This window comes from Stenotrophomonas sp. NPDC077420 (genome assembly GCF_044543385.1).
GTDB lineage: Bacteria > Pseudomonadota > Gammaproteobacteria > Xanthomonadales > Xanthomonadaceae > Stenotrophomonas.
In genome coordinates, this window is the sequence record NZ_JBITVZ010000018.1 from 49,726 (window position 1) to 73,887 (window position 24,162).

A 24,162-nucleotide genomic window follows, 5' to 3' on the forward strand; every position below is an offset into this window, starting at 1 on the left:
CCAGGCGCCTTGCCCGGTCCAGTCGAGAAGGATTGCGGGACGATGTTTTCAGGGATGAAGCGTACGCGCGCGCGTAGCGCGTGGCTGTGGGTGTGTGGATTCGTGTTCGTGGGCACTGCTGCATTCGCCGGTGCCGCCCACGCCGCCGACAAGTCGCAGCAGGCCTACTGGGCCGGATTCGCCTACACCGCGGAGCAGAGCAAGGTTGACGCCAGCACCCCGCGTGCGGCCGCCGTGCTCAAGGCGCGTGGCCTGGCCCCGCTCAACCAGGCGCTGTGGGCGCGGTTGCAGGCACAGCGCCCGGCGCACCTGGAACTGATCGACCAGCCGCTGGCGATGCTCGATGGCACCACCAGCGCCACCGTGCTGGCGACCGCGCTGGACCGTGAACTGGTCTCCATCGAGCCGATCGGCGGGCAGTACAAGGTGCTGGTGGAAGTGGCGCTGCAGGCGCTGTTCTTCGACTTCCGCGAACGCCAGGTGGTGGCGTCCTATCCGATCACCCTGCAGCGCATCGACGTGATGGAGTTCCTGCCGGACGAGGACGACGTCGACGCGATCGTGGCCGACCTGCTGTACGGCAGGGCCGCCACCGGCCTGCCGCAGGTGCTGGCCGACACCCTGGCCAATGCGCGGCTGCCGGCGGCATCGACGCGCCGCCTGCAGGTAGGCGAGGTGACCCTGTCCGACGCGGTACTGGCCAAGCTGCCCGACGCGGTGGATGCCGGGATGCTGCGCGCCACGTTGGCGCATGAACTGTCCAAGACGCTGTCGTCCACCACCGGCATCGGTCTGCTGCCGCCGGCCAGTGGCCAGGCGATCGGCGGGGCGATGGCGGCCCGCTTTGCCGACGGCAAGGTGTACCAGCTGACCATTCCCGAGCCGGACTACGTGGTGAAGCTGCGCCTGGACGCGCTGAAGAACGGCGTGATCAACGAAACCCCGGCGATGAAGACGATGCTGTTCGGCGCGTTCTTCCAGGCCACGGTGGTGGAGCCGTTCTCGGGCAAGGTGTTCTTCGACCAGCCGCTGCGCAAGGGCGCCACCAAGGTGGTGCCGGCCACGCAGTGGCACGTGGACCAGTGGTCGGCCAGCTACGAAACCGTGCTGGCCGGCTTTGACGCCTTTGCCGGTGCCGCCGCCCGGCGCGCGGATTCGAAAGCGTGGCTGGCCGAACAGAAGCCCGGCGGCAAGCCGCTGCAGCAACAGACCCAAGCCCTCCAGGAGTTGATCACCTCATGCCGTTGATTCGTGCCGTACTGCTGATTCTCATTGCCCTGATGGTTGCCGCGCCGGTGTCGGCGCAGACCGCCAGTTCCCGTGGTACCGGTTCGGCCAGCTATGGCCTGCGCCTGAGTGCCGACACCCGCGCCCAGGCCCTGAACAAGGCCAAGGTCAATGCACTGGAGGCGTACATCGCCGAATCCGGTGCGGCCAAGCTGCGCCTGTTCGAAGACCGCCGCGCCGAGTTCATCGGCGAGATCGACCGCTATGTGCTGTCGGCGGTGCCGCTGTCGGACACCGAAGACAAGAAGGCCAAGACCTACACGGTCAGCGTGCGCGCCGAGATCAACACCACCCTGCTGCAGACCAAGCTGGACGCCGGTTCGGCCACCGCCGGTGCGCGCGGCAACGAGCGTTCGCTGCTGACCTTCCTGTTCATGGCGCGCTCGCAGGACACCGTGCAGTCGTTCCAGGACAAGGAATACCGCCGCGTCGACGCCAGCCAGAGCTATGACGAGAAGACCCGCGAAGGCGACAGCTTCCGTGGCAATTCGGTGAGCACCAGCGGCAGCATCAACCAGAACGCGTCGGTGTCGGTCACCTCCGGTGGCAGCACCACCCAGCGCAGCGACACCATCGCCTGGAAGGTGGCCAACGCCAACGAGATCAACACTGCCATGACCGGTGCGTTCAGCGCGGCCGGCTACGAAGTGGTGGAAGCGGAGTACGTGGAAGGCGAAAGCCGTGGCCTGCTGAGCATCGAACGCATCCGCAAGGACTTCAGCACCGGCAACGACCTGTCGCCGGCTACCCTGCGCGACACCGCCAACGGCATCAAGGCCGCCAACATTCCGTACCTGGCGGTGGGCACCCTGGACGTGGGCATGCGTGACCGCGATCCGGTCAGCGGCAACACCCGCGTGTTCGTCACCGTCACCGGCAAGGTGCTGGACGTGAGCGGCCGCTTCCCGAAGACGGTGTCGTCGGTGGGCCCGGTGCAGTTCTCCGGTACCGGCCCGAACGAGACCGTGGCCCGCACCAATGCGCTGCAGATCGCCTCTGAAAAGGGTGCGCAGCAGATGATCAACGAACTCAACGTCAAGGCGGTTCGTTAAGGCGTACCGACCCACGGCCGGTACGTACCGAACTGCATTTTTTTTAACAAGGAACACACCATGATCCGCAAGACCCTCATCGCCCTGGCCATCGCCACCACCTTCGCCGCCCCGGCGCATGCACAGTTCGGCAAGCTGAAGGACCTGGCTGGCGGTGGCAACAGCACCGCCGCCGCGTCGGCCGGTGCCCCGGACGAAGCCGCGCAGGAAGCGCTGGTGCGTCGTTTCGTGGCCTCGCAGTCGCACTCGATCGACGCTCAGACCTCCTTTGCCAAGGCCTTCGGCCTGGCCGAGCAGGTCAAGCTGCTGGAAGCCGAGCGCATGGCGCTGTCGTCCGGTTCGGTCAACGTGGACCAGATGAAGAAGTCGGTGTCGGTCAGCGAAGCGGCCCAGGCTGCGATCGATGAGCGCGTGGCCGCGCAGCCGGAGCTGAGCGCCGAGTCCAAGCAGCACTACACCACCGGCCTGGTGGCCCTGGTCGCCTCCGCGGCGGAAGGCCAGAAGCTGAGCGGTGAAGCCAGCAACTTCGCCAACGGCATGAAGAACCTCAGCGGCACCCAGCTGGTCACCGTGGGCCGCAAGCTGGCCGCCGGTGCGTGGGTGGCCAAGGAATCGCCGGGCTACCTGAAGGGCCTGTACTCCTCGTCGAAGGCCGCGCTGACCTTCGCCCGCGCCGCCAAGATCAAGGTGCCGGGCAACGCCGAGTCGATGCTCGACAGCCTGTAAGAGAAAGGAGCGCCACGCATGCAGACCCCATACCGACTGTTGAGCCTGGCCCTCACCGCTGCCCTGCTTGCCGCCTGCGGCAAGCAGGAGGCAGCGGTGGAGGCACCTGCGGCGAAGGCCGGATCGAAGGTGGAGGCGCCGGCCGGGAAGCCGTTGCGCGGTACGCCGGATTTCGGCGGCACCACCAAGGTGGCGCGCGAGGCCGAAGGCATCGGCAGTACGCCGGAGCTGGCGGTGCTGGCCGCGCTGCAGTCGGCGGTGGCACAGGTCAATGGCGTGCGCGTGGCCAGCCAGATGCAGGGCCTGCGTGCGGGCCTGCATGTGGACGTGGACGGGGAACACGTCGGCGATATCCGCGCCGACGCGTTTTCCCAGCAGGTGATGGCCGCTTCCCAAGGGGCGGTGCTGGGCTACGAGATCCTCTCGCAGGAAGAGGTCAGCCAGCTGGATGAAGAAGTGATTGCCCGCGTGCGCGCCAGCGACGCCGGCTACTGGTATTCGGCGTCTGCCTCGGCCAGTGGCTCGGCGCAGGCGCAGGCAGAGGCGGCCGGTGGCGGGAGTTCCGCCTCGGCCAGCATCAAGGAACGCTACACCGAACAGGCCAGCGTGGAGGCCGAGCGCGGCGCGCAGTCGTTCGAATCCGATGTCAGCCGCCGCACCATGCGCAGCTACTGGAAGGTGCGCGTGCGCGCCGATATCGCCCAGTACCGTGCACCGGACGAGCAGGGCCGGCCGAAGATCGTGGTGGCCGAACCGCACGTGCGCAGCGGCAGCTACGCGGTGGGCGATGGTCGCGTAGCCAGCGAGGAAGTGGCCGCGGCGATCCGCGCGCGCCTGAACGACACGCTGACCCAGACCAAGCGCTTCATCGTGCTGGACCGTGAGTTCGGCGAGGAGATGCAGGCCGAGATCGACCACATCAACAGCGGCAACGTGCGGCTGCAGGATACGGCGCGGTTGGGCCAGCAGCTGGCCACCGACCTGATCCTGATTCCGACCATCGAGCGTTTCGAGTACCCGCGCAGCGTGCGCAACCTGCGCATGTCCAACCGCCAGGTGAGCTCGTACTCGGGCGGCGGGCGCATCACCCTGCGCCTGATCAACGCGACCACCGGCGAGGTGGTGATGTCCGACAGCTTCGATCACCAGCTGGCCTCGACCGGCCCGAGCACCCTGCCGCGCGTGGTGGATGGCAAGGGCATGGCCGCGGCGATGATGGAGTCGCTGTCGGGACAGATCGGCACGGCGATCATCACCGAGATCTTCCCGGTGTCGGTGGTGGCGATGACCGGCGACCAGGTGGTGCTGAGCCAGGGCGGCGAGTCGCTCAAGGTGGGCCAGCGCTGGCAGGCGGTGATGCTGGGTGAGGAGTTGAAGGACCCGCAGACCGGCCGTTCGCTGGGCCGCAACGAAACCCCGTGCTGCACGATCCGGGTGGACCGGGTGGCCGCGCAGACGTCCTACGGCACCATCGAAGGGGGCGCGGATGTAGGGGGCGCGAACTTCAAGCCGGGTTCGATCGAGCTGCGCGCGCAGGCGGGTGCGGCGAAGCCGGCCGTGGCGCAGGCCAGCGCCTCGAACGCGGGCAGCGCGAAGCCGAAGCCGGCGCGAGCGGCAGCACCGAAGCCCGCAGCGCCGGCGGAAGATCCGAACTGGTGAAACAGCGTACCGACCAACGGTCGGTACCTACCGGGGGTGCGGTGGTCGGCGGAGAGCGTACCGACCAACGGTCGGTACCTACCGGGGGTGCGGTGGTCGGCGGAGAGCGTACCGACCAACGGTCGGTACCTACCGTGGGTGCGGTGGTCGGCGGAGGGCGTACCGACCGACGGTGGGTACGTACCGGGGGGCGTTGGTCGGTGGAGAGCGTACCGACCAACGGTCGGTACCAACCGGGGGTGCGGTGGTCGGTGGAGAGCGTACCGACCGACGGTGGGTACGTACCGGGGGTGCGGTGGTCGGCGGAGGGCGTACCGACCGACGGTGGGTACGTACCGGGGGTGCGGTGGTCGGCGGAGAGCGTACCGACCAACGGTCGGTACCTACCGTGCGGTGGGCGGTCGGGGGGAGGCGTACCGGCCAACGGTCGGTGCGTACCGTGCGGTGGGGCGATTGGTGGGAGGGGGATCGACCAACGGTCGGTCCGTACCGCGGTAGCGCACGACCGTTGGTCGTGCGGCGGCGCGCAGCGCCGGGCGGTTGCGCACGGAAGGCGGCACTGCCGGGAATGGGTATCATCGGAGGATGATGTCCCTGCCCCGGAGAGAGCAATGAAGCGAGTGGTACTGAGCGTGCTGGCCCTGTCGGTGTCCAGCGCCCTGATGGCGGCGACGCCGAAATTCGATGGCGCGCGGATCTCCGCCGACGTCAAGGAACTGGCCTCCGACGCCTATGAGGGCCGCTCGCCGGCCACCGCCGGCGAAGAGAAGACCATCGCCTTCCTCAGCAAGCAATTCGCCGCCGCCGGCCTGCAGCCGGGCGGCGATCTCAAGGACGGCAAGCGCCTGTGGACCCAGGCCGTGCCGCTGCGCAAGGGCGACATCGTTGGCACCCCGAGCCTGGCGCTGTCCAGCAAGGGCACCCCGCAGTCGCTCACCCAGGGCAAGGAAATCGCCGTGCGCGCGGCGATGAACGGCGCCACTGAGGTCGACATCCAGAACGCACCGCTGGTGTTCCTCGGCTACGGCGTGAATGCGCCGGAGCGCAACTGGAACGACTTCAAGGACGTGGACCTGAAGGGCAAGATCGCGGTAGTGCTGATCAACGACCCGGATTTTGAAACCGGCGAAGGCGACTTCGACGGCAAGGGCATGACCTACTACGGCCGCTGGACCTACAAGTACGAAGAGGGCGCCCGCCAGGGTGCGCTGGGCGTGCTGATCGTGCATGAAACCGCGCCCGCGTCCTACGGCTGGGCCACGGTGGCCGGCTCCAACACCAACACCATGTTCGACGTGGTCCGCGACAACCCGGCCGACGCCCACCCGCTGCTGGAAGGCTGGATCCAGCGCGACCTGGCGGTGGACCTGTTCAAGCGCGCCGGGCAGGACTTCGAGGCGCTGAAGAAGCAGGCCCAGCGCCGCGACTTCAAGCCGGTGGAGCTGAAGGGCGAAACCCTGTCGGCCAAGTACGCGGTGAAGACCGAGGTGATCACCTCGCACAACGTGGCCGCGCGCCTGGAAGGCAGCACCCACCCGGACGAAACCGTGGTGTACAGCGCGCACTGGGACCACATCGGCGTGGGCAAGCCGGATGCCAACGGCGACACCATCTTCAACGGCGCGCTGGACAACGCCAGCGGCACCGCGTCGCTGGTGGAACTGGCCCGTGGCTTCGCCAAGGGCAAGCGCCCGGAGCGTTCGGTACTGTTCCTGGCGGTGACCGCCGAAGAGAAGGGCCTGCTGGGGTCGGAGTATTACGCCAGCCACCCGCTGTACCCGCTGGCGAAGACCGTGGCGGTGATCAACATGGACGGCATGGCGCCGTTCGGTCCGTCGCGCGACTTCGGCATCTATGGCTCGGCCAGGCTGGAACTGCTGGACCAGCTCAAGGACGTGGCCAAGGGCTGGGACATCCGCTACACCCCGGACCCGAAGCCGGAAGCCGGTCTGTTCTTCCGTTCCGACCACTTCCCGTTCGCCAAGCGTGGCGTGCCGGCGGTGTCGTACTCGGCAGGCCAGGATTGGGTGGATGGTGGCGTGGCCGCGGGCAAGGCGGCGTCGGACGACTACACCGCCAAGCGTTACCACCAGCAGGGCGACGAGTGGCAGCCGGACTGGAAGTTCGCCGGTGCCGCACGCGACCTGGAAGTGCTGTACACCCTGGGCAACCAGTTGGCCAATTCGCGCAGCTGGCCGAACTGGAGCGATGACTCGCAGTTCCGCGCACCGCGCGATGCCAGCGCCGCCGAGCGCAGGTAAGCATTGCCCCCCGCCGGTCCCTGCCGGCGGGGGAAGGGCTTCGGCCTCGGTGTACGTGGGACACGCATGGCGTGTCGCTACGCGGCCCCCGGCACCCCGGCCCCACCCCGGCGCCATTTCATCCCCGCGTTTCCCGCTTTCGTCGCATGGCGCTTGTGCGCTCCACGGTCAGGGCTATCCTCACACCATCCCATCGTGAAGACGCCGCCGTGTTCGCCAGCCTTTCCCTGATTCTTCGCATTCTGCTGGCCTGGGCCGCCGCACTGGTGGTGGCCGGGTTCGTCTGGAGCGGCTTCTTCCACGGCATGGACGAGGGCCCAGGCTGGGTGTTCGGACTGCTGGCGCTGTTCCTGATGATCACCGCGCTGGGCAGCTGCATCACCCATCTGCGCCGGGTCTCGATCATCGCCGGGCGCCTGGACGCGGCGGCGCTGTCCAGCCGCCAGCGCCGCCAGATCGAGCTGCCGATGGACGCCGGCGCGGCCTTCGCCCTGGTCGAACAGGCGATCAGGGAACTGCCCCGCGTGGAGGACATCGAGAGCGCGGCCGGGAGCCTGCAGGTGCGCGCCTACGTGCGCCGCGTGGATCCTTACAACGGCCGCCCGCCGTCGCGCTGGAACCTGCCGGCGCGCTGGGCGATCAAGCGCAACAGCGTGCTGGCCACGGTCACCCCGGGGCAGGGCACCAGCAGCGTCACCCTGGTGTTCGAACCCGATGCCGGGGTGTGGGCCGACCTGCTGGCGGTGGACGAAGGCAGCAACTACGAGAATGCCGAGGCGGTCAGCCGCGCCATCACCCGCCGCGTGTCCGAACAGCGCCGCGACGAACAGGCCGCTGCCGAACAGACCGCCACCGAGAAGGAGCTGTCGGTGGCCCGCCTCAACCTGCTGCACGCGCAGGTGGAACCGCACTTCCTGTACAACACGCTGGCCAATGCGCAGGTCCTGACCCGCACCGACCCGCCGCGTGCCGACCAGATGCTGGGGCACCTGATCCAGTACCTGCGCAGCTCGCTGCCGAGCGTGGATGAATCGATGTCCACGCTGGGCGTGGAGCTTGAGCGCACCCGGGCCTATCTGGAAATCCTCAAGATCCGCATGGGCGCGCGGCTGGCGCTGCAGGTGGAGGTCCCGCCAGTGCTGGAAACACTGCCGCTGCCGTCGATGGCGCTGCAGACCCTGGTTGAAAACGCGATCAAGCATGGCCTGGAACCCAAGCCGGGTGGCGGCACGGTGTGGATCATCGCGCGCGCCTTCGACGACCACGTGACCCTGACCGTGGCCGACGACGGGCTGGGCTTCGGCCAGGGCAACAGCAGCGGCACCGGCATCGGCCTGAAGAACCTGCGCGAACGGTTGCGCCTTACCTGCGGTGAGCGCGCCGGCGTGGCCATCGTGTCCAACTTCCCCAGCGGCGTGGCGGCAACGATCACCCTGCCGCGCGACGCACGCGAGGCGATCCATGCAGCTTGATGCGCTCATTGCCGAAGACGAAGAACTGCTGCGCCAATCGCTGGTGGCGCAGCTGCAGCGGCTGTGGCCGGACCTGCGGCTGGTGGCCGAATGCGAAGACGGCGCCAGCGCGCTGGAGCGGCTGGCCGACCTGAAGCCGGACCTGGCCCTGCTCGACATCCGCATGCCCGGCATCAGCGGCATCGACGTGGCGCGGGCGCTGCCGGAGATCAGCCCGCGCACGCAGGTGGTGTTCGTGACCGCCTACGACCAGTACGCGATCGATGCATTCGAACACGGCGCCATCGATTACCTGCTCAAGCCGGTCAGTGATGAGCGGCTGCTGGCCACGCGCGAACGCATCCTGGCGCGCATGCAGATGGGGCGACCGGACAACGCGATGCTGGAGCAGCTGCTGCAACGCCTGGGGCAGCAGCCCGGCGCTGCATCGAACGCGCCGCCGCTGGCATGGATCACCGCCAGCAACGGCCGCGATACCCAGCTGATCATGCTGGAGGACGTGGTCTACTTCCGCGCCGACAGCAAATACACCACGGTAGTGACCGAAGCCGGGGAAAGCCTGTTGCGTACGCCGCTGCGTGAGCTGCTGGAGGTGCTGGACCCGCAGCGGTTCCGGCAGGTGCATCGTTCCACCATCGTCAACATGAAGGCGGTGGCGGCGGTGAGCCGCGACGATACCGGGCGCGGCCAGCTGCGCTTGAAGCAGCGCCCGGAGGTACTGAGCGTGAGCCAGCCGTTCATGAGCCTGTTCCGCGGGATGTGAAGCCGGGCAGAGCCCGGCTCCACGTCCCAATGGGTCAGAAGGCCGGCTGCAGGTGCAGGTTCTGGGGGGTGTCCGGCTCGCCGACGTGGTTGAGCTGGCCCACCAGTTCCGAATGCTGCTTCATGCGGCCGATCTCGCGCATGATGCGGATGTCTTCGTGGCGCAGTTCGCGCCGGGCGGTGACCGCCTGCTTGTAGTCCAGTACTTCCGGGTACAGCTGGGCCATGTCCAGCGCTTCGGCCACGCATTCCACGGTGTCGGCGTCGGAGGTGATCCGCGCGCGGCTGTTGAACGCCTTCATCCAGCGCTCGAACCCGGCGGTGTGGTCGAACATGTTGGCCATGAACCAGATCACGAACAGGATCGACACCCACGAGCCGAACACGATCACCACGCGGGTGAAGGTGATATGGAAGTCGTCCTTCCACAGGTAATTGGCGATCAGGCCCAGGATCAGCAGCGAGGCGGCCTGCCAGCCGACGATCGAGGCCATCAGCCACTGGCCCTTGGCCCGGGCCAGCGTGGCGACTTCCTCGCGGATCTGCTGCTCACTCTTGTTGCGCCAATGCGCGACCTGCTTGTCGAACGGGCTGCTGTACAGCTCGTTGTCCTGGAGCAGTAAACCCAAACCTTTGAACAAAGCGATCATCACGGGCTCCTTGGGGAACGTGCAGCGGCGCATTGGACTTGCGGTGAGGCGAATCCAGTTCTAAGCACGTTCGCGGCGCTTGGCAATGGGCGGTGCGACAAAACGCCGCAGGCACGCTGACTGAATACGCGATGGCAGCCGTTTTTTGCGCGGTGCATCATGTAAAACCCCCGGAGAAAGCAAAAATTTCCCGCCCACTCCTGCTGCAACCGCACAATCTGCCGATCCGCGCCGCGCCGTTCGTGCCGGACCTGTCGTGGATCACGCAGAATTGACGCAACCGCGCAGGATCGCGGCCCTCTCCCCCCCCTGGAAGTACCCGATGTCGTCACTGCTGCAGCGCCTGACCCGCCCCGCCACCGTTCCGATCCGGCGCTGGGTGCTGGGCGCGTTCCCGCGCGGGCAGAGCGGCATCGATTACGACCACCCGCTGGGCGACCCCGGTTGGTTCGGGCCGGACAGCGCCACCTGGCGGGTGCATGCCGAGTTTCCGGGGATGCTGGCCGGCGGGTTGTGTGCGCTGATGCTGCAGACCCTGCACCCGCTGGCCCTCGCCGGGGTGTACGACCACTCCAACTTCCGCGACGATCTGGTGGGGCGGCTGCGCCGCACCACGGCGTTCGTGGCGTGCACCAGCTATGCGGCGTCGGGCGAAGTGGAGGCGCTGGTCGAAAAGGTGAAGCGCATCCATGCGCATGTGCGTGGGCAGACGCCGGACGGGCAGGCGTATTCGGCGGACGATCCGGCATTGCTGACCTGGGTGCATGTGACCGAGGCCTACGGCTTCCTGCAGGGGTACCGGCGTTACTGCCGTGAGGTGCCGGAGGCCATCGCCGACCGCTACTACGATGAATACCGCCGCGTGGCCGAAGCGTTGGGCGCTACCGACGTGCCCGCCTCGGAAGCGGCGGTGGACGCCTACTTCGCGCGGCAGCAGGCGCTGCTGCGATTCGACGCGCGCTCGCGTGAGGTGCTGGCGGTGCTGTCGAGCATCCGGCTGCCGGTGCCGATGGCGGGGCTGTCGCGCGAACTGTTTCTCGGCGCCGGTGCGGCGCTGCTTCCCGAGTGGGCCACGGCGATGCTCGAACGCACGCCGTTGCAGCGCACCCAGGCGCGGGCGTCGGCGCGGTTGCTGCAGGGCATGTCGCCGTTGTTCCGCCGCGCACTGCAGGACGGCGTGGCGGCACGCGCCTGCGCACGGGTGGGCGTGCCAACCAGCACGCTCGCCCACTGGTAAAAAAAACGGGCGCCGAAGCGCCCGTTTCTGTCACCACACCTTGACCCGCTTTTCCGGGGCCAGGTACAGCTTCTGGCCTTCCTTCACCTCGAAGGCGGGGTACCACGCATCCAGGTTGCGCACGGTGAGCGCGCGGAACTGGCCCGGGGCATGCACGTTGGTCAGCAGCGAATTGCGCAGCGCCTGTTCGCGGGCCTTGCTGCGCCACGCCTGGGCGAAGCCCAGGAAGAAGCGCTGGTCCGGCGTGAAGCCTTCAAGGGTCTGGCCCGGCTTGCCCTGCAGCGACAGCTGGTAGGCGTCGTACGCCGTGGCCAACCCGGCCACGTCGGCGATGTTCTCGCCCAGGGTCAGGCGGCCATTCACCGAAACCCCCGGGAACGGCTGGTAGCTGCTGAACTGCGCGGCCAGTGCATCGCCGGCGGCGTTGAACTGCTTCAGGTCCTCGGCCGTCCACCAGTTGTGCAGCTTGCCGGTTTCATCGAACAGCGCGCCGGCATTGTCGAAACCGTGGCTGATCTCATGCCCGATCACCGCGCCGATGGCGCCGTAGTTCACTGCATCGTCGGCGGCGCCGTCGAAGAACGGCGGCTGCAGAATCGCGGCCGGGAACACCAGGCGGTTTTCCAGCGGCACGTTCATCGCGTTGATGGTCTGCGGCAGCATCGCCCATTCGCTGTGGTCCACCGGCTGGCCGAGCTTGGCCAGGTTGCGGCGGTACTCGAACAGGCTGGCGCGCTCGGCATTGCCCAGCGCGTCGTCGCGCTTTACTTCCAGGCCGCTGTAATCGCGCCACTTGTCCGGGTAGCCCATGCCCACGGTGAGACCTTCCACCTTGGTCCTGGCGTGCGCCTTGGTTTCCGGCGACATCCATTCCAGCGCGTCGATGCGCTTGGCGAAGGCGGCGATGATGTTCTTGGCCATTTCATCGGCGCGCGCCTTGGTGGCCGGGTCGAAATGCTTCTCGACGTACAGCTTGCCGATCGCTTCGCCCACCGCGTTGTTGCTTTCGTCCACCGCGCGCTTCCAGCGCTCGCTCTGCTGCGGGGTGCCGTTGAGCACGGTGCCGTGGAAGGCGAAGCGCGCGTCGGCCACGGCCTTGGGCAGGTACGGCGCGGCGCGGTCCAGGGCGTGGAAGGTCAGGTAGTCCTTCCACACGTCCAGCGGCTCGGTGGCAACCAGGCGCGAGATGCCGGCCACGGCCTTGGGCTGCCACACGATGAAGTCGTCCTGCTTGTCCAGGCTGGCGGCGGCCAGGAACGCGGCCCAGTCCATGCCCGGTGCCTTGGCGCTCAGGTCGGCCTGCTTCCACGCATTGGCGCCCTTGGCCACGTCGTTGGTTTCTTCCTGCGTGGCGTGGGCCTGGGCGATGCGGGTTTCCAGCGCCAGGATGCGCTGCGCCTTCGCCGCCGGATCGGCCACGCCGGCCAGCTGCAGTACCTGGGCGATATAGGCCTGGTACTGCTTGCGGATCTCGGCCATGCGGCCGCCCTGCAGGTAGAAGTCGCGGTCGGGCAGGCCCAGGCCGCCCTGCACCAGGTACGGTGCGTTGCGGTCCGGCTGCAGCAGGTCCACCGACACCCAGGTGCCGAACAGGCGGTCGGTGTAGAAGTTGGTGGCGTTGAGCAGGTCCACGTCGGCGCGCAAAGTGCCGCCCAGCGCGGTGGCCAGCGCGGCCTTGTCGGCGATGCCGCCGATGGCGTCAAGCTCGGGTTTGACCGGCGCCATGCCGCGCGATTCGATCCCGGCCTCGTCCATGAAGGCGGCGTAGTAGTCGCCGATCAGCTTGGTTTCACCGGAAGCCTGGGTGTTGGCGGCGGCGCCTTCGAGGATGGCGCGGGTGTCGGCCAGGGTCTTCTCGGCGATGACATTGAAGCTGCCGAAGCTGGAGCGGTCGGCCGGAATTTCGGTGTTCTTCACCCAGGTGCCGTTGGCGAAGCCGAAGAAGTCATCGCCGGCGGCGATGCTGCGGTCCATGCCGGTGGCGTCGAAGCCGAAGCTGCCCAGCTGCGGCTTGGGTGCGGCGGGCGGGGTGGCGGCGCTGTCGGCGGCCGGGGCAGCGCCCGGCGCGGTGGCATCGCGGTCGCAGGCGGCCAGGCCCAGCGACAGGCTGGCGGCAACGGCAAGCATCAGGGTGGAGCGGCGCAGCTTGGACATGAACTTCTCAGGCAACGGGGAAACCCCAAGTCTATCGCCCGCCACTCCGACGCAGGGCAGCCCCGGCCCAGCCAGACAGCTCCAATTACCGAAGTCACTGGTTGATTGACCCCGATCCCAATGGGCCCCCGGCCATTCGTGCGTCGGGCCGTTGGCCCGGTATCCCGGCATCCCGCACCGGGCACCAAGGCTCCCGATGTGACGCCCGTCTCACCTCTTCCCGCGCGGCGCCGGCTGGTGCATGCTGGGGACAAGGCGCTGTGCCAAGGCGCGGCCCGTGGGGAACGGGCTGCAGGGACGTCAAGAAAGTGCGACGTCGGCCGCTCAGGTTTGGGGAAACCAGGAAGCGTTTACATGAAGTCAGGCGGTCACCGAGGTAGAGAGTCGCGATGCCCGCGCTGAGCCAACCGATGGCGCGGCCACTGCGCACGATCGTCTGGCTGGGCGTCAGCATGGGCGTGCTGCTGGGCGTGGGCCTGGCGGTGATGCTGGCCAACGACTACCAGCGCCGGCACGAGGCCGCGCAACGCCAGAGCACCTCGCTGGCCACCGGGTCGCAGCGCCTGCTGCGGCTGGAACTGCGCAACCTGGAGCGGGCCATGCGCGGCATTGCCGCCGACGGCACCCAATTGTTCGAACGGGTGCCGGGCCAGGCGCCGGACCTGCTGGACGAGGCCATCGACGGCGTGCTGCAGCGGCATGCGGAGCTGGAAAGCATCGTGGTGGTGGACCAGTTCGGCCGCGCCCTGACCAGTGGCGGCGGTGACCTGACCCTGCCGCTCTGGATCGTGGAGAACAACCGCGGTGCGGACAGCCAGCTGTACCTGGGCCCGCCGCAGGACCTGGGCATGCGCCGCTGGGTGGTGCCGCTGGCGCTGCGCATGGGCGAGGACCGCTGGCTGCTGACCCGGCTGCACACCAGCGAACTGCAGTCGATCATCAGCGGCCTGGATATCGGCCATCACGGCGTGGTCTCGATCAGCGATGTGGCCGGGCACGTGTTGGCGCGCAGCCCGGACAATGACGGCCTGACCGGCCAGCGCTTCAAGCTGCAGCGTCGCGACCTGGTAGGCCGCGATTCGATCACCCCGCTGGGCATCGAGAACAGCCCGATCGACAAGGTCGAGCGCATTTCCACCCTGACCACCCTGGCCGCCTACCCGTTGGCGGTGTACGCCGGCCTGGCCCGGCAGGACGTGCTGGCGCCGTGGTGGCCCTACGTGCAGGCCTCGCTGGGCCTGTACCTGCTGTACTGGGGCGCGTTCGCGCTGGTCTACACCAGCCTGCGCCGTGCGACCCGCCGCCAGGATGCGATGAGCGCCGAGCTGCGCACCGGCCACGCCGAGCTGCGCATGGCCCACCAGGTCGGCAAGATCTGCACCTGGACGGTGGACGAAGACGCTGCCGTGCTGCGCTGGTCGCCGCTGGCCCGCGAGGTCTTCGGCATTGCGCTGGATTCCCTACCGGTGGCCGAGTTCTTCACCCGCGTGCACCGCGAGGACGCGCAGCGGCTGCAGGACGCCTTCCACCACGCCTTCGCCAGCAACGGGGTGCTGGATGAGATGTTCCGCATCGTGCTGCCGGGCGGCATCATCCACTGGGTCTCCGCGCGGGGCCAGCAGGTCGGCGGCACCGACCAGGAACGGCGCATGATCGGGGCGCTGACCGATGTGAGCGAACGCGTGCAGGCGCTGGCCCGCGCGCAGCAGGCCGAGCGCCAGTTCCGCCTGCTGTTCGACCGCAATCCGGCACCATTCTGGGTGTTCGACCCGGACACCCTGCGCTTCCTGGAAGTCAATGAAGCGGCGGTGCGCCAGTACGGCTACAGCCGCGACGAATTCCTGGGGATGAGCATCCTCGACATCCGCCCGCGCGAAGGCTGGGACGAGATCCGCGGGGCCATTGCCAACGCCGCCAATGGCGACCTGCAGGACGCCAAGGTGCGCCTGCACCGGCGCAAGGACGGCACCGTGTTCGAAGTGCGTGCGCACCTGGCGCGGCTGGATTTCGACGGGCGCGAGGCCTGCCTGGTGCTGGCCGAGGACATCAGCGACCGCATGGCCTACGAGCGTGACCTGGCCTACCACGCCACCCACAACCCGGCCACCGGCCTGCTCAACACGCGCGCGCTGGCCGCGCAGCTGGATGAAGAGGGCGGCAGCTACACCATTGCCTACGTGCAGTTCCGCGGGCTGCAGCTGGTGGCCGACACCCTGGGCCGCGAAGTGGGCGAGGTGGTGCTGCAGGCCATGGCCAAGCGCCTGGGCGGCCTGGGCGTGCGCTATGGGCTGCTGGCGTTCCAGCCGGCGGAAGATTTCATCTTCGCCATCCGCGACGACCATGAGCGCCAGAGCGCGCTGGATACGCTGGTGCAGACCGTGTCAGAGCCGGTGCGCGGGCAGGACTGGCTGCACCAGTTCGAGCCGCGCATCGGCGTGGCGGTGAAGTTCGACGGCGATGTGGTCAGCGCCGAACAGGTGATCGGCATGGCTGCGCAGGCCGCACACGCCGCGCGCGACGAAGGCAGCGTGATCGCCTGGTTCGACAGCGCGGTGAGTTCGCGGCTGGCCGACCGGTTGCGCCTGGCCGGCCGCATCCACAGTGCGATCGACGCCGAATTCGCGCTGTATTTCCAGCCCATCTGCCACGCCAGCGATGGCGCGCCGGCGGCGCTGGAAGCATTGCTGCGGTGGCCGCAGGCCGACGGCAGTTTCATTCCGCCCGGCGAGTTCATCCAGTTGTGCGAAGACACCGGGTTGATCCTGGCGCTGGGCCGCTGGGTCATCCGCGAAGCGGCGCGTGCGCAGCGCCAGCTGGTGGACGCTGGCTGGGACCTGCCGATCGCGGTGAACGTGTCGGCGGTGCAGTTCTTCAACAGCGACCTGGTCGCCGAGTTCCAGCGTGCCAGCCAGGAATTCGGGCTGGCGCGCGGGGCGCTGCAGGTGGAGCTGACCGAAAGCAGCCTGATGCGCAAGCCGGGCCAGGCCAAGCAGACCATGCAGCGCCTGCATGAGCAGGGCATCCATATTTCGCTGGACGACTTCGGTACCGGCTATTCGAACATGTCCTACCTGCAGCACCTGCCGCTGGACATCCTGAAGATCGACCGCAGCTTCGTCGCGGACGTGGAAATCAATCCGCGCAATGCGTCCATCTGCCGCGCGCTGCTGTCGCTGGGCCACAGCATGGGCCTGACCGTGATCGCCGAAGGCGTGGAAACCCAGGGGCAGCATGAGTGGCTGGCCGCGCACGGCTGCGACCAGGTGCAGGGCTACCTGCTGGGCCGGCCGGCACCGCTGGCCGACGTCATTGGCAGGCTTGAAACCGCCGCCGCGTAACGCGGCGGCCGGGAGACCAAACGGTAGCGCCGACTGTCAGTCGGCTGCATGACCAGGCGCGGGGCTACGGGCGGCCATGTGCTGCAGCGAAGAGCAGCCGACTGACAGTCGGCGCTACCAGTAGATGCCACCAGTAGATGCCACCAGTAGATGCCACCAGTAGATGCCACCAGTAGATGCCACCAGTAGATGCCACCAGCAGATGCCACCAGTAGATGCCACCATGAGGTGCCACCATGAGGTGCCACCATGAGGTGCCGCAAAGAGGTGCCGCAAAGAGGTGCCGCAAAGAGGTGCCACGATCAGGTGCCACGATCAGGCGCCGCCATCCGGTGCCGCCATCCGGTGCCGCCATTGGGCATCGTCAGGCGCCACCGTCTGGAGTGCCGCCAGTGGAACAATGCGCGCTGGTTTTGGCATTTATCATCACCGATGAAAGCAATAAGCTGCGTCGCATCGTTCCCGATGCATTCGTCTGCTGGAGCCCCCATGACCCGCCTGCCGTCGCTGTATATCTCCCACGGTTCGCCGATGACCGCGCTGCAGCCGGGGCGGGTGGGCGTTCGCCTGGCCGAGCTGGCCGCGCAGCTGCCGCGGCCGCGCGCGATCGTGATGGCGTCGGCGCACTGGCTGACCCGCCAGCCGGTGGTGGGCGCACACCCGCAGCCGCCTACCGTCCACGACTTCGGTGGTTTCCCGCAGGCGCTGTTCGACCTGGAGTACCCGGCCCCGGGCGATCCGGCGCTGGCGGCCGAGGTCGCGCAGCGCCTGGCCGACGCCGGCTTGCCGACGGCGCTGGATCCGGCGCGCGGGCTCGACCACGGCGCCTGGGTTCCGCTGCGGCTGCTGTACCCGCAGGCCGACATTCCGGTGGTGCCGCTGGCGCTGCAGCCGCTGCAGGGGCCGGCGCACCAGTTCGCGCTGGGCCGCGCGCTGGCGCCGCTGCGCGCGCAGGGCGTGCTGTTGGTGGGCTCGGGCAGCATCACCCACAACCTGCACGATTTCCGCCAGTACCAGCACGGCGGTGAAGCGCCGTACGTGCGCCCCTTCATCGAATGGGTGGAGCAGCGCCTGCAGGCCGACGACAGCGATGCACTGCTCGACTACCGCCGCCAGGCGCCGTACGCCGAACGCGCGCATCCGACCGACGAGCACTTCCAGCCCGTGCATTTCGCATTGGGTGCGGTCGGTGGCGAGGCGCTCGGTGCACAGCGCATCGATGCCGGGATCGATGCCGGCATGCTGGCCATGGACATCTACCGCTTCGACGGCGAAGCGGCTTGAGCGCTGCCTACAGGCCTGTCGCCCGCGGTTCGGGATGGGTGTGGTAATTTTTTTCCAGGCTTTCTGGAAAACGCATGCATACGATTGAAGTCGTCCTGGCGATGCTGGTGGCGGTAGTCGCCAGCGGCTACCTGGTCCGCGTCCTGCCGCTGTCGCTGCCGCTGCCCCTGGTGCAGATCGGACTGGGCGCGGTGATCGCGGGGGTATTCAACCGCGGCCACGCGCTGGAACCGGAGATGTTCTTCCTGCTGTTCCTGCCGCCGCTGTTGTTCCTGGACGGCTGGCGCATTCCCAAACAGGGCCTGTTCCGCGACAAGGGCGTGATCCTGGAGCTGGCGTTCGGGCTGGTGGTGATCACGGTGATCGGCGCCGGTTTCCTGATTCATTGGATGATTCCGGTGATGCCGCTGGCGGTGGCCTTCGCGCTGGCTGCGATCATTTCCCCGACCGACCCGGTGGCGGTGAGTTCCATTGCCGCGCGCGCGCCGATCCCCAAACGCCTGCTGCACATCCTGGAAGGCGAATCGTTGTTGAACGATGCCTCCGGCCTGGTCTGCTTCCGCTTCGCGGTGGCGGCGGTGATGACCGGGACGTTCTCACTGGCTGACGCTTCGCTGACCTTCCTGTGGGTGGCGGTGGCCGGGCTGGCCATCGGCGTGGCAGTCACGCTGGGCGTGTCCACGTTCCAGCGCTGGCTGTGGCGCCGTTTCGGCGAAGAACCGGGCGCGGCGCTGCTGGTCAACCTGCTGATTCCCTTCGCGGCCTACCTGCTGGCCGAAGAGGCCAACGCGTCGGGCATCCTGGCCGCGGTGGCCGCCGGCATCACCATGAGCTACGTGGAGCTCACCGGCCGCGTGTCGGGCAGCATGCGCGTGCAGCGCACGGCGGTGTGGAACATGCTGCAGTTCTCCTTCAACGGCATCATGTTCGTGCTGCTGGGCGAACAGCTGCCCGGCATCGTGGAACGCGCCATCGCCACCATGGGCGAAAGCGGCCACCACAATGCGTGGTGGCTGCTGGTGTACGTGCTGGTGATCAACCTGGCGCTGGTGCTGCTGCGGCTGGGCTGGGTGTGGTTGTCGCTGCGCTGGAGCCTGCTGCGCGCGCGCCATCGTGGCGAAGAGCGCCAGGGCACGTCGTGGCGGATCGTGGTGGCGACCTCGCTGGCCGGCGTGCGCGGCGCCATCACCCTCGCCGGCGTGCTGACCCTGCCGCTGTTCCTGCCTGACGGCAGTGCGTTCCCGGCCCGCGACCTGGTGATCTTCCTGGCGGCGGCGGTGATCCTGGTGTCGCTGGTCGGTGCCAGCGTGGCGTTGCCACGCCTGCTCAAGGGACTGGAGCTGCCGGCCGACTCGGGCGAGCGCAAGGAAGAAGACCTGGCCCGGCGCATGGCGTCCAAGGCCGCACTGGCCGGGGTGGAGCGCAAGCGCCAGGAACTGGTGGAACACCAGAGCACGGAAAACGTCCAGTTGTACAGCGATGCCGCGGCACGGGTCAGCCTGCTGTACCAGCGCAACCTGGAAAAAGAGCAGGGCCCGGACGCCGATCCTGGCAAGGTGGCGCGCATGGAGCAGGGCTACCGCCAGCTGCGCAGTGCCGGCTTGACCGCCGAGCGCGAAGAACTGTTCCGGCTGACCCGGCGCGGGCGCATTTCCGATGAGATCTCGCGCAAGCTGATCCGCAACCTGGATCTGCTGGAAACGCGGCAACGCGATTGACGCCCCGCCCGACCAACGGTCGGGCGCTACCGTGCCGGCAATCGCGTGACCGTTCACCCGATTGCGGGGCCCGGCAACAACCGACCGGTCGAAGGGGTGGACCGGTCGCGCTGTTCACCCCGCCGGGTGGCTACCGGTCAAGCCGTTCGCCACGGCGGGTGGTTACGGTCAGGCGGTTCACCCCGCCGGGTGGCTACCGGTCAAGCCGTTCGCCACGCCGGGTGGTTACCGGTCAGGCGGTTCACCACGGTGGCTACCGGTCGCGCCGTTCGCCATGCCGGGTAGCAACCGACCGTTGGTCGGTTGACCGGTTACGCGGCCGGCTTCTGGTCCAGGTAGTACGCCACGACGGTGCCCTTGACCTTGATGGTCATCGGGTTGCCGCGACGGTCGCGGGCCTTGCCGGCCTGTACGCGGATCCAGCCTTCGCTGACCGAATATTCCTCGACATTGTCGCGTTCGACATCGTTGAAGCGGATGCCCACGCCGCGTTCCAGCGCAGCGGCATCGTGGAACGGGCTGGCCGGGTTGATCGCCAGGTGATCGGGAGGGGTATCGCTCATGGTCATCAGGTGCTGACGGCCACCACGGCCGTCTTCAGGCGCACAGGATAAACCGTGCGGCCGCTGCCACCGAATTTCGCTTCCTGCCAACGCCCGGCCGCGGCAGAATGCCTGCCTGTCTCCAGGAATACCGGTCATGCCCGACAACAGCGATTATTTCGACTTCGAAGAGGAAGAACGCGACTTCGAGGACGACGACTTCGAGGCACGGATCTGGAACCTGTTCGTGCTGATCAACCCCAACGACGACGAACTGGCCCTGCAACAGTTCAACCGCTGGCGCGAGGCGCTGCTGGAAAGCGGCGAGGAGGTCGACGAGGAGGCCGAGTGGCTGGCGCCGCTGATGACCGCCATCGCCTGGCAGTCCGGGTTCGAGGTGGAGCGGGACGATCCCGAGTCGCTGATGTCGGCGGTGAACGAACTGGCAGCGCGCTGGAACCTGCAGCTGGACTGGGGCGGCGACCTGGACGATGAGGATTTCGCCGCCGGGGTGGATGGGCCGCAGTTGATGGCGACTGCCTACGACCGCCTGCGCGAGCACAACTATTCACTGTGGAGCGTGGACACCGGCAACGGCGGCCTGGCCGGCTGGATGGCGCTTGTCCGCGATGACGACGCCATGCTGGCGCTGTGTTCGCTGCTGGGCGTGGAAGTCAGGCCGGGCGCCGACCCCTTCTGACCGAGCGCGCGTGATGTGGCGCTGGGCCACGACCGGGCAACGACCTTGGCCGGGCAACGGCCATCACCGGTCAACGACCATGGTCGGTAAACCGCCATGACCGGTAAACCGCCATGACCGGTAAACCGCCATGACCGGTAAACCGCCATGACCGGTAAACCGCCATGACCGGTAGTGCCGACTGTTAGTCGGCAGCTCTTCGCGCGGACCTTGGTGCTGCGCCAACGGCAGCCGACTGACAGTCGGCTCTACCGGTGGTTCTACCGGCGGTTCTACCGTCGGCTCTACCGCCGATACCGGCGCCAGTCCCGCTACCCCTGCTACGGCTGATACTGCGCTCTTGCGTTGGCAATTACCGCTTTCACCAGGGCGCGATCGGTGTGCCTTGAAATGGGTTGCGCGCCCAACGCGATGGCCTTCAGGCGCATCGGGGCCGGCACGTCGTAGTGCGCGCCGCTGCGGCGGTTCTGGAAGGCCCGCCGCGGAATCCCGAGCTGCGCCGCCATGGCGTGCAGCTCGGGCAGGGTGTCGGCCATCAGATGCGCCCAGCGCTCGCCGCGCCAGGGGTGTACGGCATCGTCGATATAGACCGTCACCGGGTCGCCGTGGCTCAGGCCTGCGGCTTGTCGTCGCTGGCTGCCGGGGTGGCGTCGGCGTCAGCAGCGACCGGTTCGGCGGCCTGATCCGAAGCCGCGCCGTCTTCGCCAGCGGTTTCGCTGCCGGCCTCGGCGTCTTCGCCTTCTTCACCTTCCACGCCTTCGAACTCGGAAACCAGCTGCGACAGGTACTCGTCGGCGGTCTTGCCTTCGTGGGCGGCCAGGTCGTCGATCAGCTGCTGCAGCTGGGTCGAGTATTCCAGGCTGACCTTGCGGCCTTCCTTTTCCTGCACGTTGGACAGGTGCTTGAGCATGGCCAGCATCGGCACCGGGTTGTCGGCGTTGCCCATGGTCTGGCCGCCGATGGCCAGCAGCCATTCGGTGCCCTGCAGGCCGATCGCGGCGACGACCTGGCCGTCCTCATTGGTCAGCACGGCATGGTTCTGCACCGGCTGCTGGGCGTTGAGGCGGTTGATCGGGCGCTTGGGCTGGAGCTTCTTGCGCTTGTCGCGCTTGGCTTTGGACTGCTTGGACATGGAATCGGTCTATCGGTACGGGAAAGACCGCCATTGTAGTGGGGGTTGCGCGGGGATGCTGGGACGAGCGGCCCGTGGCCACGCCCCCCGGTAGGTAACGACCGTTGGTCGTTACGCCCGAAGGCCTCAGGGCGAGGCGGAGGCGGGGGCTGCGGCCGGTGCCGGGGCGGCTTGGGCCGCCTGGATGTCGGCGTCCTGGACGGTCGGCGACAACGCCACTTCCTGGCCGGACCCGGCCAGCGCCGCCGCTTCCGCCGCCTTGGTCATCACCACGATGCTGATGCGGCGGTTGATCGGGTTGTCCGGCTGGGTCTTGTCGAACAGCACCGACGAGGACAGGCCGACCACGCGGGTCACCTTGTCGTCGGCCATGCCGCCGTCCAGCAGCGCGCGGCGGGCGGCGTTGGCGCGGTCCGCGCTGAGCTCCCAGTTGCTGTAGCCGTGGGTGGCGTTGTACGCGGTGGTGTCGGTGTGGCCGGTGATGCTGATCCGGTTCGGCACATGGTTGATGAACTGCGACAGCTCGCGCAGGATGTCGCGCGTGTAGCCCTTCAGTGCCGCACTGCCCATGTCGAACATCGGCCGGTTCTGCTTGTCCACGATCTGGATGCGCAGGCCTTCCGGGGTCAGGTCCAGCAGCAGCTGGTCCTTGAACGGCTCCAGCGCCTGGCTCTTGCTGATCGCTTCTTCCAGCTCCTGCTTCAGCACTTCCAGCTGCTTCTTCTCACGCTCGCGCTCGTCTTCCTGCGGCACCGGGCGTTCGGCCTGGTGGTTCTGGAACGGGTCGTTGCTGTTGCCGCGCGACACGTCGGTGGCGCCGCCGAGCTTGATCATCGAGGTGCTGGCGCCGCCCGGGCCGGCCATGCCGGGCGCCGGCGTGGGGCTCTGCCCGCTCAGCGGACTGGGGTTGCGGAAGTATTCGGAAATGGACGCGCGCTCGGGCTTGGTGGTGGCCGCCATCAGCCACAGCACCAGGAAGAACGCCATCATCGCGGTCACGAAGTCGGCGTAGGCCACCTTCCAGGCGCCGCCGTGGTGCGCGCCATGCCCGGCCTTCCTGACCCGGCGGACGATGACGGTGGGTTTGTTCTCGGCCATGGCGGTGCCTTACTTGACCGTCTTCAGGTGCGCTTCGAACGCGCTGAAACCGGGGCGCACGTTGGACGGCAGGGTCTTGCGGGCGAATTCCAGCGCGATCTTCGGGTTGTAGCCGCGCAGGCAGGCCAGCAGGGCGGTCTTCACCGACTCATAGATGCGGCTGTCCTGCTCGGCGCGCGCTTCCACGGCTGCGGCCAGCGGGCTGACGAAGCCATAGGCCAGCAGGATGCCCAGGAAGGTACCCACCAGGGCGCCGGCCACATGCGCGCCCACTTCGGTGATTTCGCCGCCGATCGAGCCCATGGTGATCACGATGCCCAGCACCGCCGCCACGATGCCGAAACCGGGCAGGCCATCGGACACCTTGTTGAGCACCGCCGAGGGCTGCATGGCTTCGGCGTGGTGCTTTTCCAGCTCCATTTCCAGCAGCGGTTCCAGTTCGTGCGGTTCGATGTTGCTGCCGATCATCAGGCGCAGGCAGTCGGTGATGAAGTCGACCAGATGGTGGTCGGCCTGCACCTTGGGATAGTTGGCGAAGATGGCGCTGTCGGCCGGGCGCTCGACATGGTCTTCCAGCGCCATGAACCCCTCGCGGCGCGCCTTGTTGAGCAGCTCATAGAGCAGGCTCAGCACGTCGATGTAGTCCTGCTGCTTGTAGCGCGGGCCCTTGAACACGCCCACGGTGGCCTGCAGGGTCTGCTTGACGGTCTTGAGCGGGGTGCCGACCAGGAACGCGCCCAGCGCCGCGCCGCCGATGATGACCAGCTCGTACGGTTGCCACAGGGCGCCCAGCTTGCCGTGGGCGCCTACATAGCCGCCGAGCACGCTGAGGATGACGATGAGGAAACCAACAATGATGAGCATGGGGCGGACGCGGGGAAGGGGATACCTTCATGTCGGCCTCACGCCCGGGTTCTGAAGGGCGGGGTTGGTTGGACGTCACACTTTTGGTCGGCGCGTCGTACCCACCAACGGTGGGTACCTACCTGACCCGGCGTACCCACCAACGGTGGGTACCTACCTGATCCGGCGTACCCACCAACGGTGCGTACCTAGCGGACCCGACGTGCCCACCGTGGGTGGGCACGCA

At 67.9% G+C, this 24,162-nt stretch carries 20 protein-coding genes; 13 read left to right on the plus strand and 7 right to left on the minus strand.

Translation table 11 applies throughout. The features are described from left to right. Nucleotides 1–54 precede the first annotated feature (54 nt). From ACIGII_RS16160 to ACIGII_RS16190, 7 genes are all read left to right on the plus strand, one after another. Nucleotides 55–1,248 carry a hypothetical protein gene (locus ACIGII_RS16160; protein ID WP_399639829.1) on the plus strand — a complete coding sequence of 398 codons (1,194 nt, stop codon included), beginning with the start codon at nucleotides 55–57 and terminating at the stop codon, nucleotides 1,246–1,248. Further along, nucleotides 1,239–2,339, plus strand: coding sequence for a hypothetical protein (locus ACIGII_RS16165; RefSeq protein WP_399639832.1), 1,101 nt, complete (start codon nucleotides 1,239–1,241; stop codon nucleotides 2,337–2,339). The genes ACIGII_RS16160 and ACIGII_RS16165 overlap by 10 nt, the downstream gene beginning before the upstream one ends. A 60-nt stretch (nucleotides 2,340–2,399) precedes the next feature. Continuing rightward, nucleotides 2,400–3,065, plus strand: coding sequence for a hypothetical protein (locus tag ACIGII_RS16170; protein WP_392919629.1), 666 nt, complete (start codon nucleotides 2,400–2,402; stop codon nucleotides 3,063–3,065). An 18-nt stretch (nucleotides 3,066–3,083) separates the two neighbouring features. Further along, on the plus strand, nucleotides 3,084–4,724 hold the full coding sequence (locus tag ACIGII_RS16175) for a CsgG/HfaB family protein (RefSeq protein WP_399639834.1): 1,641 nt from the start codon (nucleotides 3,084–3,086) through the stop codon (nucleotides 4,722–4,724). A 611-nt stretch (nucleotides 4,725–5,335) separates the two neighbouring features. After that, complete coding sequence (locus ACIGII_RS16180; protein ID WP_399639836.1) at nucleotides 5,336–6,985, plus strand: M28 family metallopeptidase; 1,650 nt, start codon at nucleotides 5,336–5,338, stop codon at nucleotides 6,983–6,985. A gap of 209 nt (nucleotides 6,986–7,194) precedes the next feature. Beyond that, on the plus strand, nucleotides 7,195–8,457 hold the full coding sequence (locus tag ACIGII_RS16185; protein WP_399639839.1) for a sensor histidine kinase: 1,263 nt from the start codon (nucleotides 7,195–7,197) through the stop codon (nucleotides 8,455–8,457). Next, entirely contained in the window at nucleotides 8,447–9,220 is a 774-nt protein-coding gene (locus ACIGII_RS16190) for a LytR/AlgR family response regulator transcription factor (RefSeq protein WP_399639841.1), read from the plus strand. Before ACIGII_RS16185 ends, ACIGII_RS16190 begins: the two co-directional genes overlap by 11 nt. Before the next feature lie 34 nt (nucleotides 9,221–9,254). Here the strand turns inward: ACIGII_RS16190 and ACIGII_RS16195 are convergent, their stop codons facing one another. Next, nucleotides 9,255–9,869 carry a hypothetical protein gene (locus tag ACIGII_RS16195; RefSeq protein ID WP_399639843.1) on the minus strand — a complete coding sequence of 205 codons (615 nt, stop codon included), beginning with the start codon at nucleotides 9,867–9,869 and terminating at the stop codon, nucleotides 9,255–9,257. A gap of 92 nt (nucleotides 9,870–9,961) precedes the next feature. Here ACIGII_RS16195 and ACIGII_RS16200 point away from each other — a divergent pair, with 92 nt between their 5' ends. Next, nucleotides 9,962–10,144 (plus strand): hypothetical protein, encoded by a 183-nt coding sequence (locus tag ACIGII_RS16200; protein WP_399639846.1) that lies wholly within the window; start codon nucleotides 9,962–9,964, stop codon nucleotides 10,142–10,144. Nucleotides 10,145–10,191: 47 nt separating this feature from the next. Continuing rightward, nucleotides 10,192–11,106 (plus strand): oxygenase MpaB family protein, encoded by a 915-nt coding sequence (locus tag ACIGII_RS16205; protein WP_399639849.1) that lies wholly within the window; start codon nucleotides 10,192–10,194, stop codon nucleotides 11,104–11,106. Between the two features lie 30 nt (nucleotides 11,107–11,136). On the opposite strand, the gene ACIGII_RS16210 is transcribed toward ACIGII_RS16205, so the two are convergent. After that, nucleotides 11,137–13,260, minus strand: a complete 2,124-nt coding sequence (locus tag ACIGII_RS16210; RefSeq protein WP_399639852.1) for a M13 family metallopeptidase — start codon at nucleotides 13,258–13,260, stop codon at nucleotides 11,137–11,139. 389 nt (nucleotides 13,261–13,649) lie between these two features. Here ACIGII_RS16210 and ACIGII_RS16215 point away from each other — a divergent pair, with 389 nt between their 5' ends. From ACIGII_RS16215 to ACIGII_RS16225, 3 genes are all read left to right on the plus strand, one after another. After that, complete coding sequence (locus ACIGII_RS16215; RefSeq protein WP_399639854.1) at nucleotides 13,650–16,598, plus strand: EAL domain-containing protein; 2,949 nt, start codon at nucleotides 13,650–13,652, stop codon at nucleotides 16,596–16,598. A 489-nt stretch (nucleotides 16,599–17,087) separates the two neighbouring features. Further along, complete coding sequence (locus ACIGII_RS16220; protein WP_399639857.1) at nucleotides 17,088–17,882, plus strand: dioxygenase; 795 nt, start codon at nucleotides 17,088–17,090, stop codon at nucleotides 17,880–17,882. 74 nt (nucleotides 17,883–17,956) lie between these two features. Further along, nucleotides 17,957–19,600 carry a Na+/H+ antiporter gene (locus tag ACIGII_RS16225; protein WP_399639860.1) on the plus strand — a complete coding sequence of 548 codons (1,644 nt, stop codon included), beginning with the start codon at nucleotides 17,957–17,959 and terminating at the stop codon, nucleotides 19,598–19,600. 311 nt (nucleotides 19,601–19,911) lie between these two features. Here ACIGII_RS16225 and ACIGII_RS16230 read toward each other — a convergent pair whose 3' ends face one another. Beyond that, nucleotides 19,912–20,163: a DUF3297 family protein gene (locus ACIGII_RS16230; protein WP_399639863.1), complete on the minus strand. Its 252-nt coding sequence runs from the start codon at nucleotides 20,161–20,163 to the stop codon at nucleotides 19,912–19,914. 136 nt (nucleotides 20,164–20,299) lie between these two features. Between ACIGII_RS16230 and ACIGII_RS16235 the strand changes: the two genes are divergently transcribed. Continuing rightward, nucleotides 20,300–20,842 (plus strand): hypothetical protein, encoded by a 543-nt coding sequence (locus ACIGII_RS16235; RefSeq protein WP_399639866.1) that lies wholly within the window; start codon nucleotides 20,300–20,302, stop codon nucleotides 20,840–20,842. A 320-nt stretch (nucleotides 20,843–21,162) separates the two neighbouring features. Here ACIGII_RS16235 and ACIGII_RS16240 read toward each other — a convergent pair whose 3' ends face one another. From ACIGII_RS16240 to motA, 4 genes are all read right to left on the minus strand, one after another. Next, nucleotides 21,163–21,438 (minus strand): DUF4031 domain-containing protein, encoded by a 276-nt coding sequence (locus tag ACIGII_RS16240; protein ID WP_399639869.1) that lies wholly within the window; start codon nucleotides 21,436–21,438, stop codon nucleotides 21,163–21,165. Between the two features lie 14 nt (nucleotides 21,439–21,452). Beyond that, entirely contained in the window at nucleotides 21,453–21,974 is a 522-nt protein-coding gene (locus ACIGII_RS16245; RefSeq protein WP_399639872.1) for a hypothetical protein, read from the minus strand. Between the two features lie 126 nt (nucleotides 21,975–22,100). Then, the gene (gene motB, locus ACIGII_RS16250) at nucleotides 22,101–23,072 is read right to left on the minus strand and encodes a flagellar motor protein MotB (RefSeq protein ID WP_399639875.1); all 972 of its coding nucleotides are present in this window, start codon (nucleotides 23,070–23,072) and stop codon (nucleotides 22,101–22,103) included. Nucleotides 23,073–23,081: 9 nt separating this feature from the next. Beyond that, nucleotides 23,082–23,936: a flagellar motor stator protein MotA gene (gene motA / locus ACIGII_RS16255; RefSeq protein ID WP_399639878.1), complete on the minus strand. Its 855-nt coding sequence runs from the start codon at nucleotides 23,934–23,936 to the stop codon at nucleotides 23,082–23,084. Nucleotides 23,937–24,162: the final 226 nt, after the last annotated feature.

What these genes read in the sequence shown, in the direction of transcription:
- motB (WP_399639875.1), bottom strand. Translation starts at nt 23,072, where the DNA reads ATGGCCGAGAACAAACCCACCGTCATCGTCCGCCGGGTCAGGAAGGCC.
- ACIGII_RS16230 (WP_399639863.1), bottom strand. Translation starts at nt 20,163, where the DNA reads ATGAGCGATACCCCTCCCGATCACCTGGCGATCAACCCGGCCAGCCCG.
- ACIGII_RS16180 (WP_399639836.1), top strand. Translation starts at nt 5,336, where the DNA reads ATGAAGCGAGTGGTACTGAGCGTGCTGGCCCTGTCGGTGTCCAGCGCC.
- ACIGII_RS16165 (WP_399639832.1), top strand. Translation starts at nt 1,239, where the DNA reads ATGCCGTTGATTCGTGCCGTACTGCTGATTCTCATTGCCCTGATGGTT.
- motA (WP_399639878.1), bottom strand. Translation starts at nt 23,936, where the DNA reads ATGCTCATCATTGTTGGTTTCCTCATCGTCATCCTCAGCGTGCTCGGC.
- ACIGII_RS16190 (WP_399639841.1), top strand. Translation starts at nt 8,447, where the DNA reads ATGCAGCTTGATGCGCTCATTGCCGAAGACGAAGAACTGCTGCGCCAA.
- ACIGII_RS16235 (WP_399639866.1), top strand. Translation starts at nt 20,300, where the DNA reads ATGCCCGACAACAGCGATTATTTCGACTTCGAAGAGGAAGAACGCGAC.
- ACIGII_RS16225 (WP_399639860.1), top strand. Translation starts at nt 17,957, where the DNA reads ATGCATACGATTGAAGTCGTCCTGGCGATGCTGGTGGCGGTAGTCGCC.
- ACIGII_RS16175 (WP_399639834.1), top strand. Translation starts at nt 3,084, where the DNA reads ATGCAGACCCCATACCGACTGTTGAGCCTGGCCCTCACCGCTGCCCTG.
- ACIGII_RS16220 (WP_399639857.1), top strand. Translation starts at nt 17,088, where the DNA reads ATGACCCGCCTGCCGTCGCTGTATATCTCCCACGGTTCGCCGATGACC.
- ACIGII_RS16215 (WP_399639854.1), top strand. Translation starts at nt 13,650, where the DNA reads ATGCCCGCGCTGAGCCAACCGATGGCGCGGCCACTGCGCACGATCGTC.
- ACIGII_RS16210 (WP_399639852.1), bottom strand. Translation starts at nt 13,260, where the DNA reads ATGTCCAAGCTGCGCCGCTCCACCCTGATGCTTGCCGTTGCCGCCAGC.
- ACIGII_RS16195 (WP_399639843.1), bottom strand. Translation starts at nt 9,869, where the DNA reads ATGATCGCTTTGTTCAAAGGTTTGGGTTTACTGCTCCAGGACAACGAG.
- ACIGII_RS16160 (WP_399639829.1), top strand. Translation starts at nt 55, where the DNA reads ATGAAGCGTACGCGCGCGCGTAGCGCGTGGCTGTGGGTGTGTGGATTC.
- ACIGII_RS16170 (WP_392919629.1), top strand. Translation starts at nt 2,400, where the DNA reads ATGATCCGCAAGACCCTCATCGCCCTGGCCATCGCCACCACCTTCGCC.
- ACIGII_RS16205 (WP_399639849.1), top strand. Translation starts at nt 10,192, where the DNA reads ATGTCGTCACTGCTGCAGCGCCTGACCCGCCCCGCCACCGTTCCGATC.
- ACIGII_RS16245 (WP_399639872.1), bottom strand. Translation starts at nt 21,974, where the DNA reads ATGTCCAAGCAGTCCAAAGCCAAGCGCGACAAGCGCAAGAAGCTCCAG.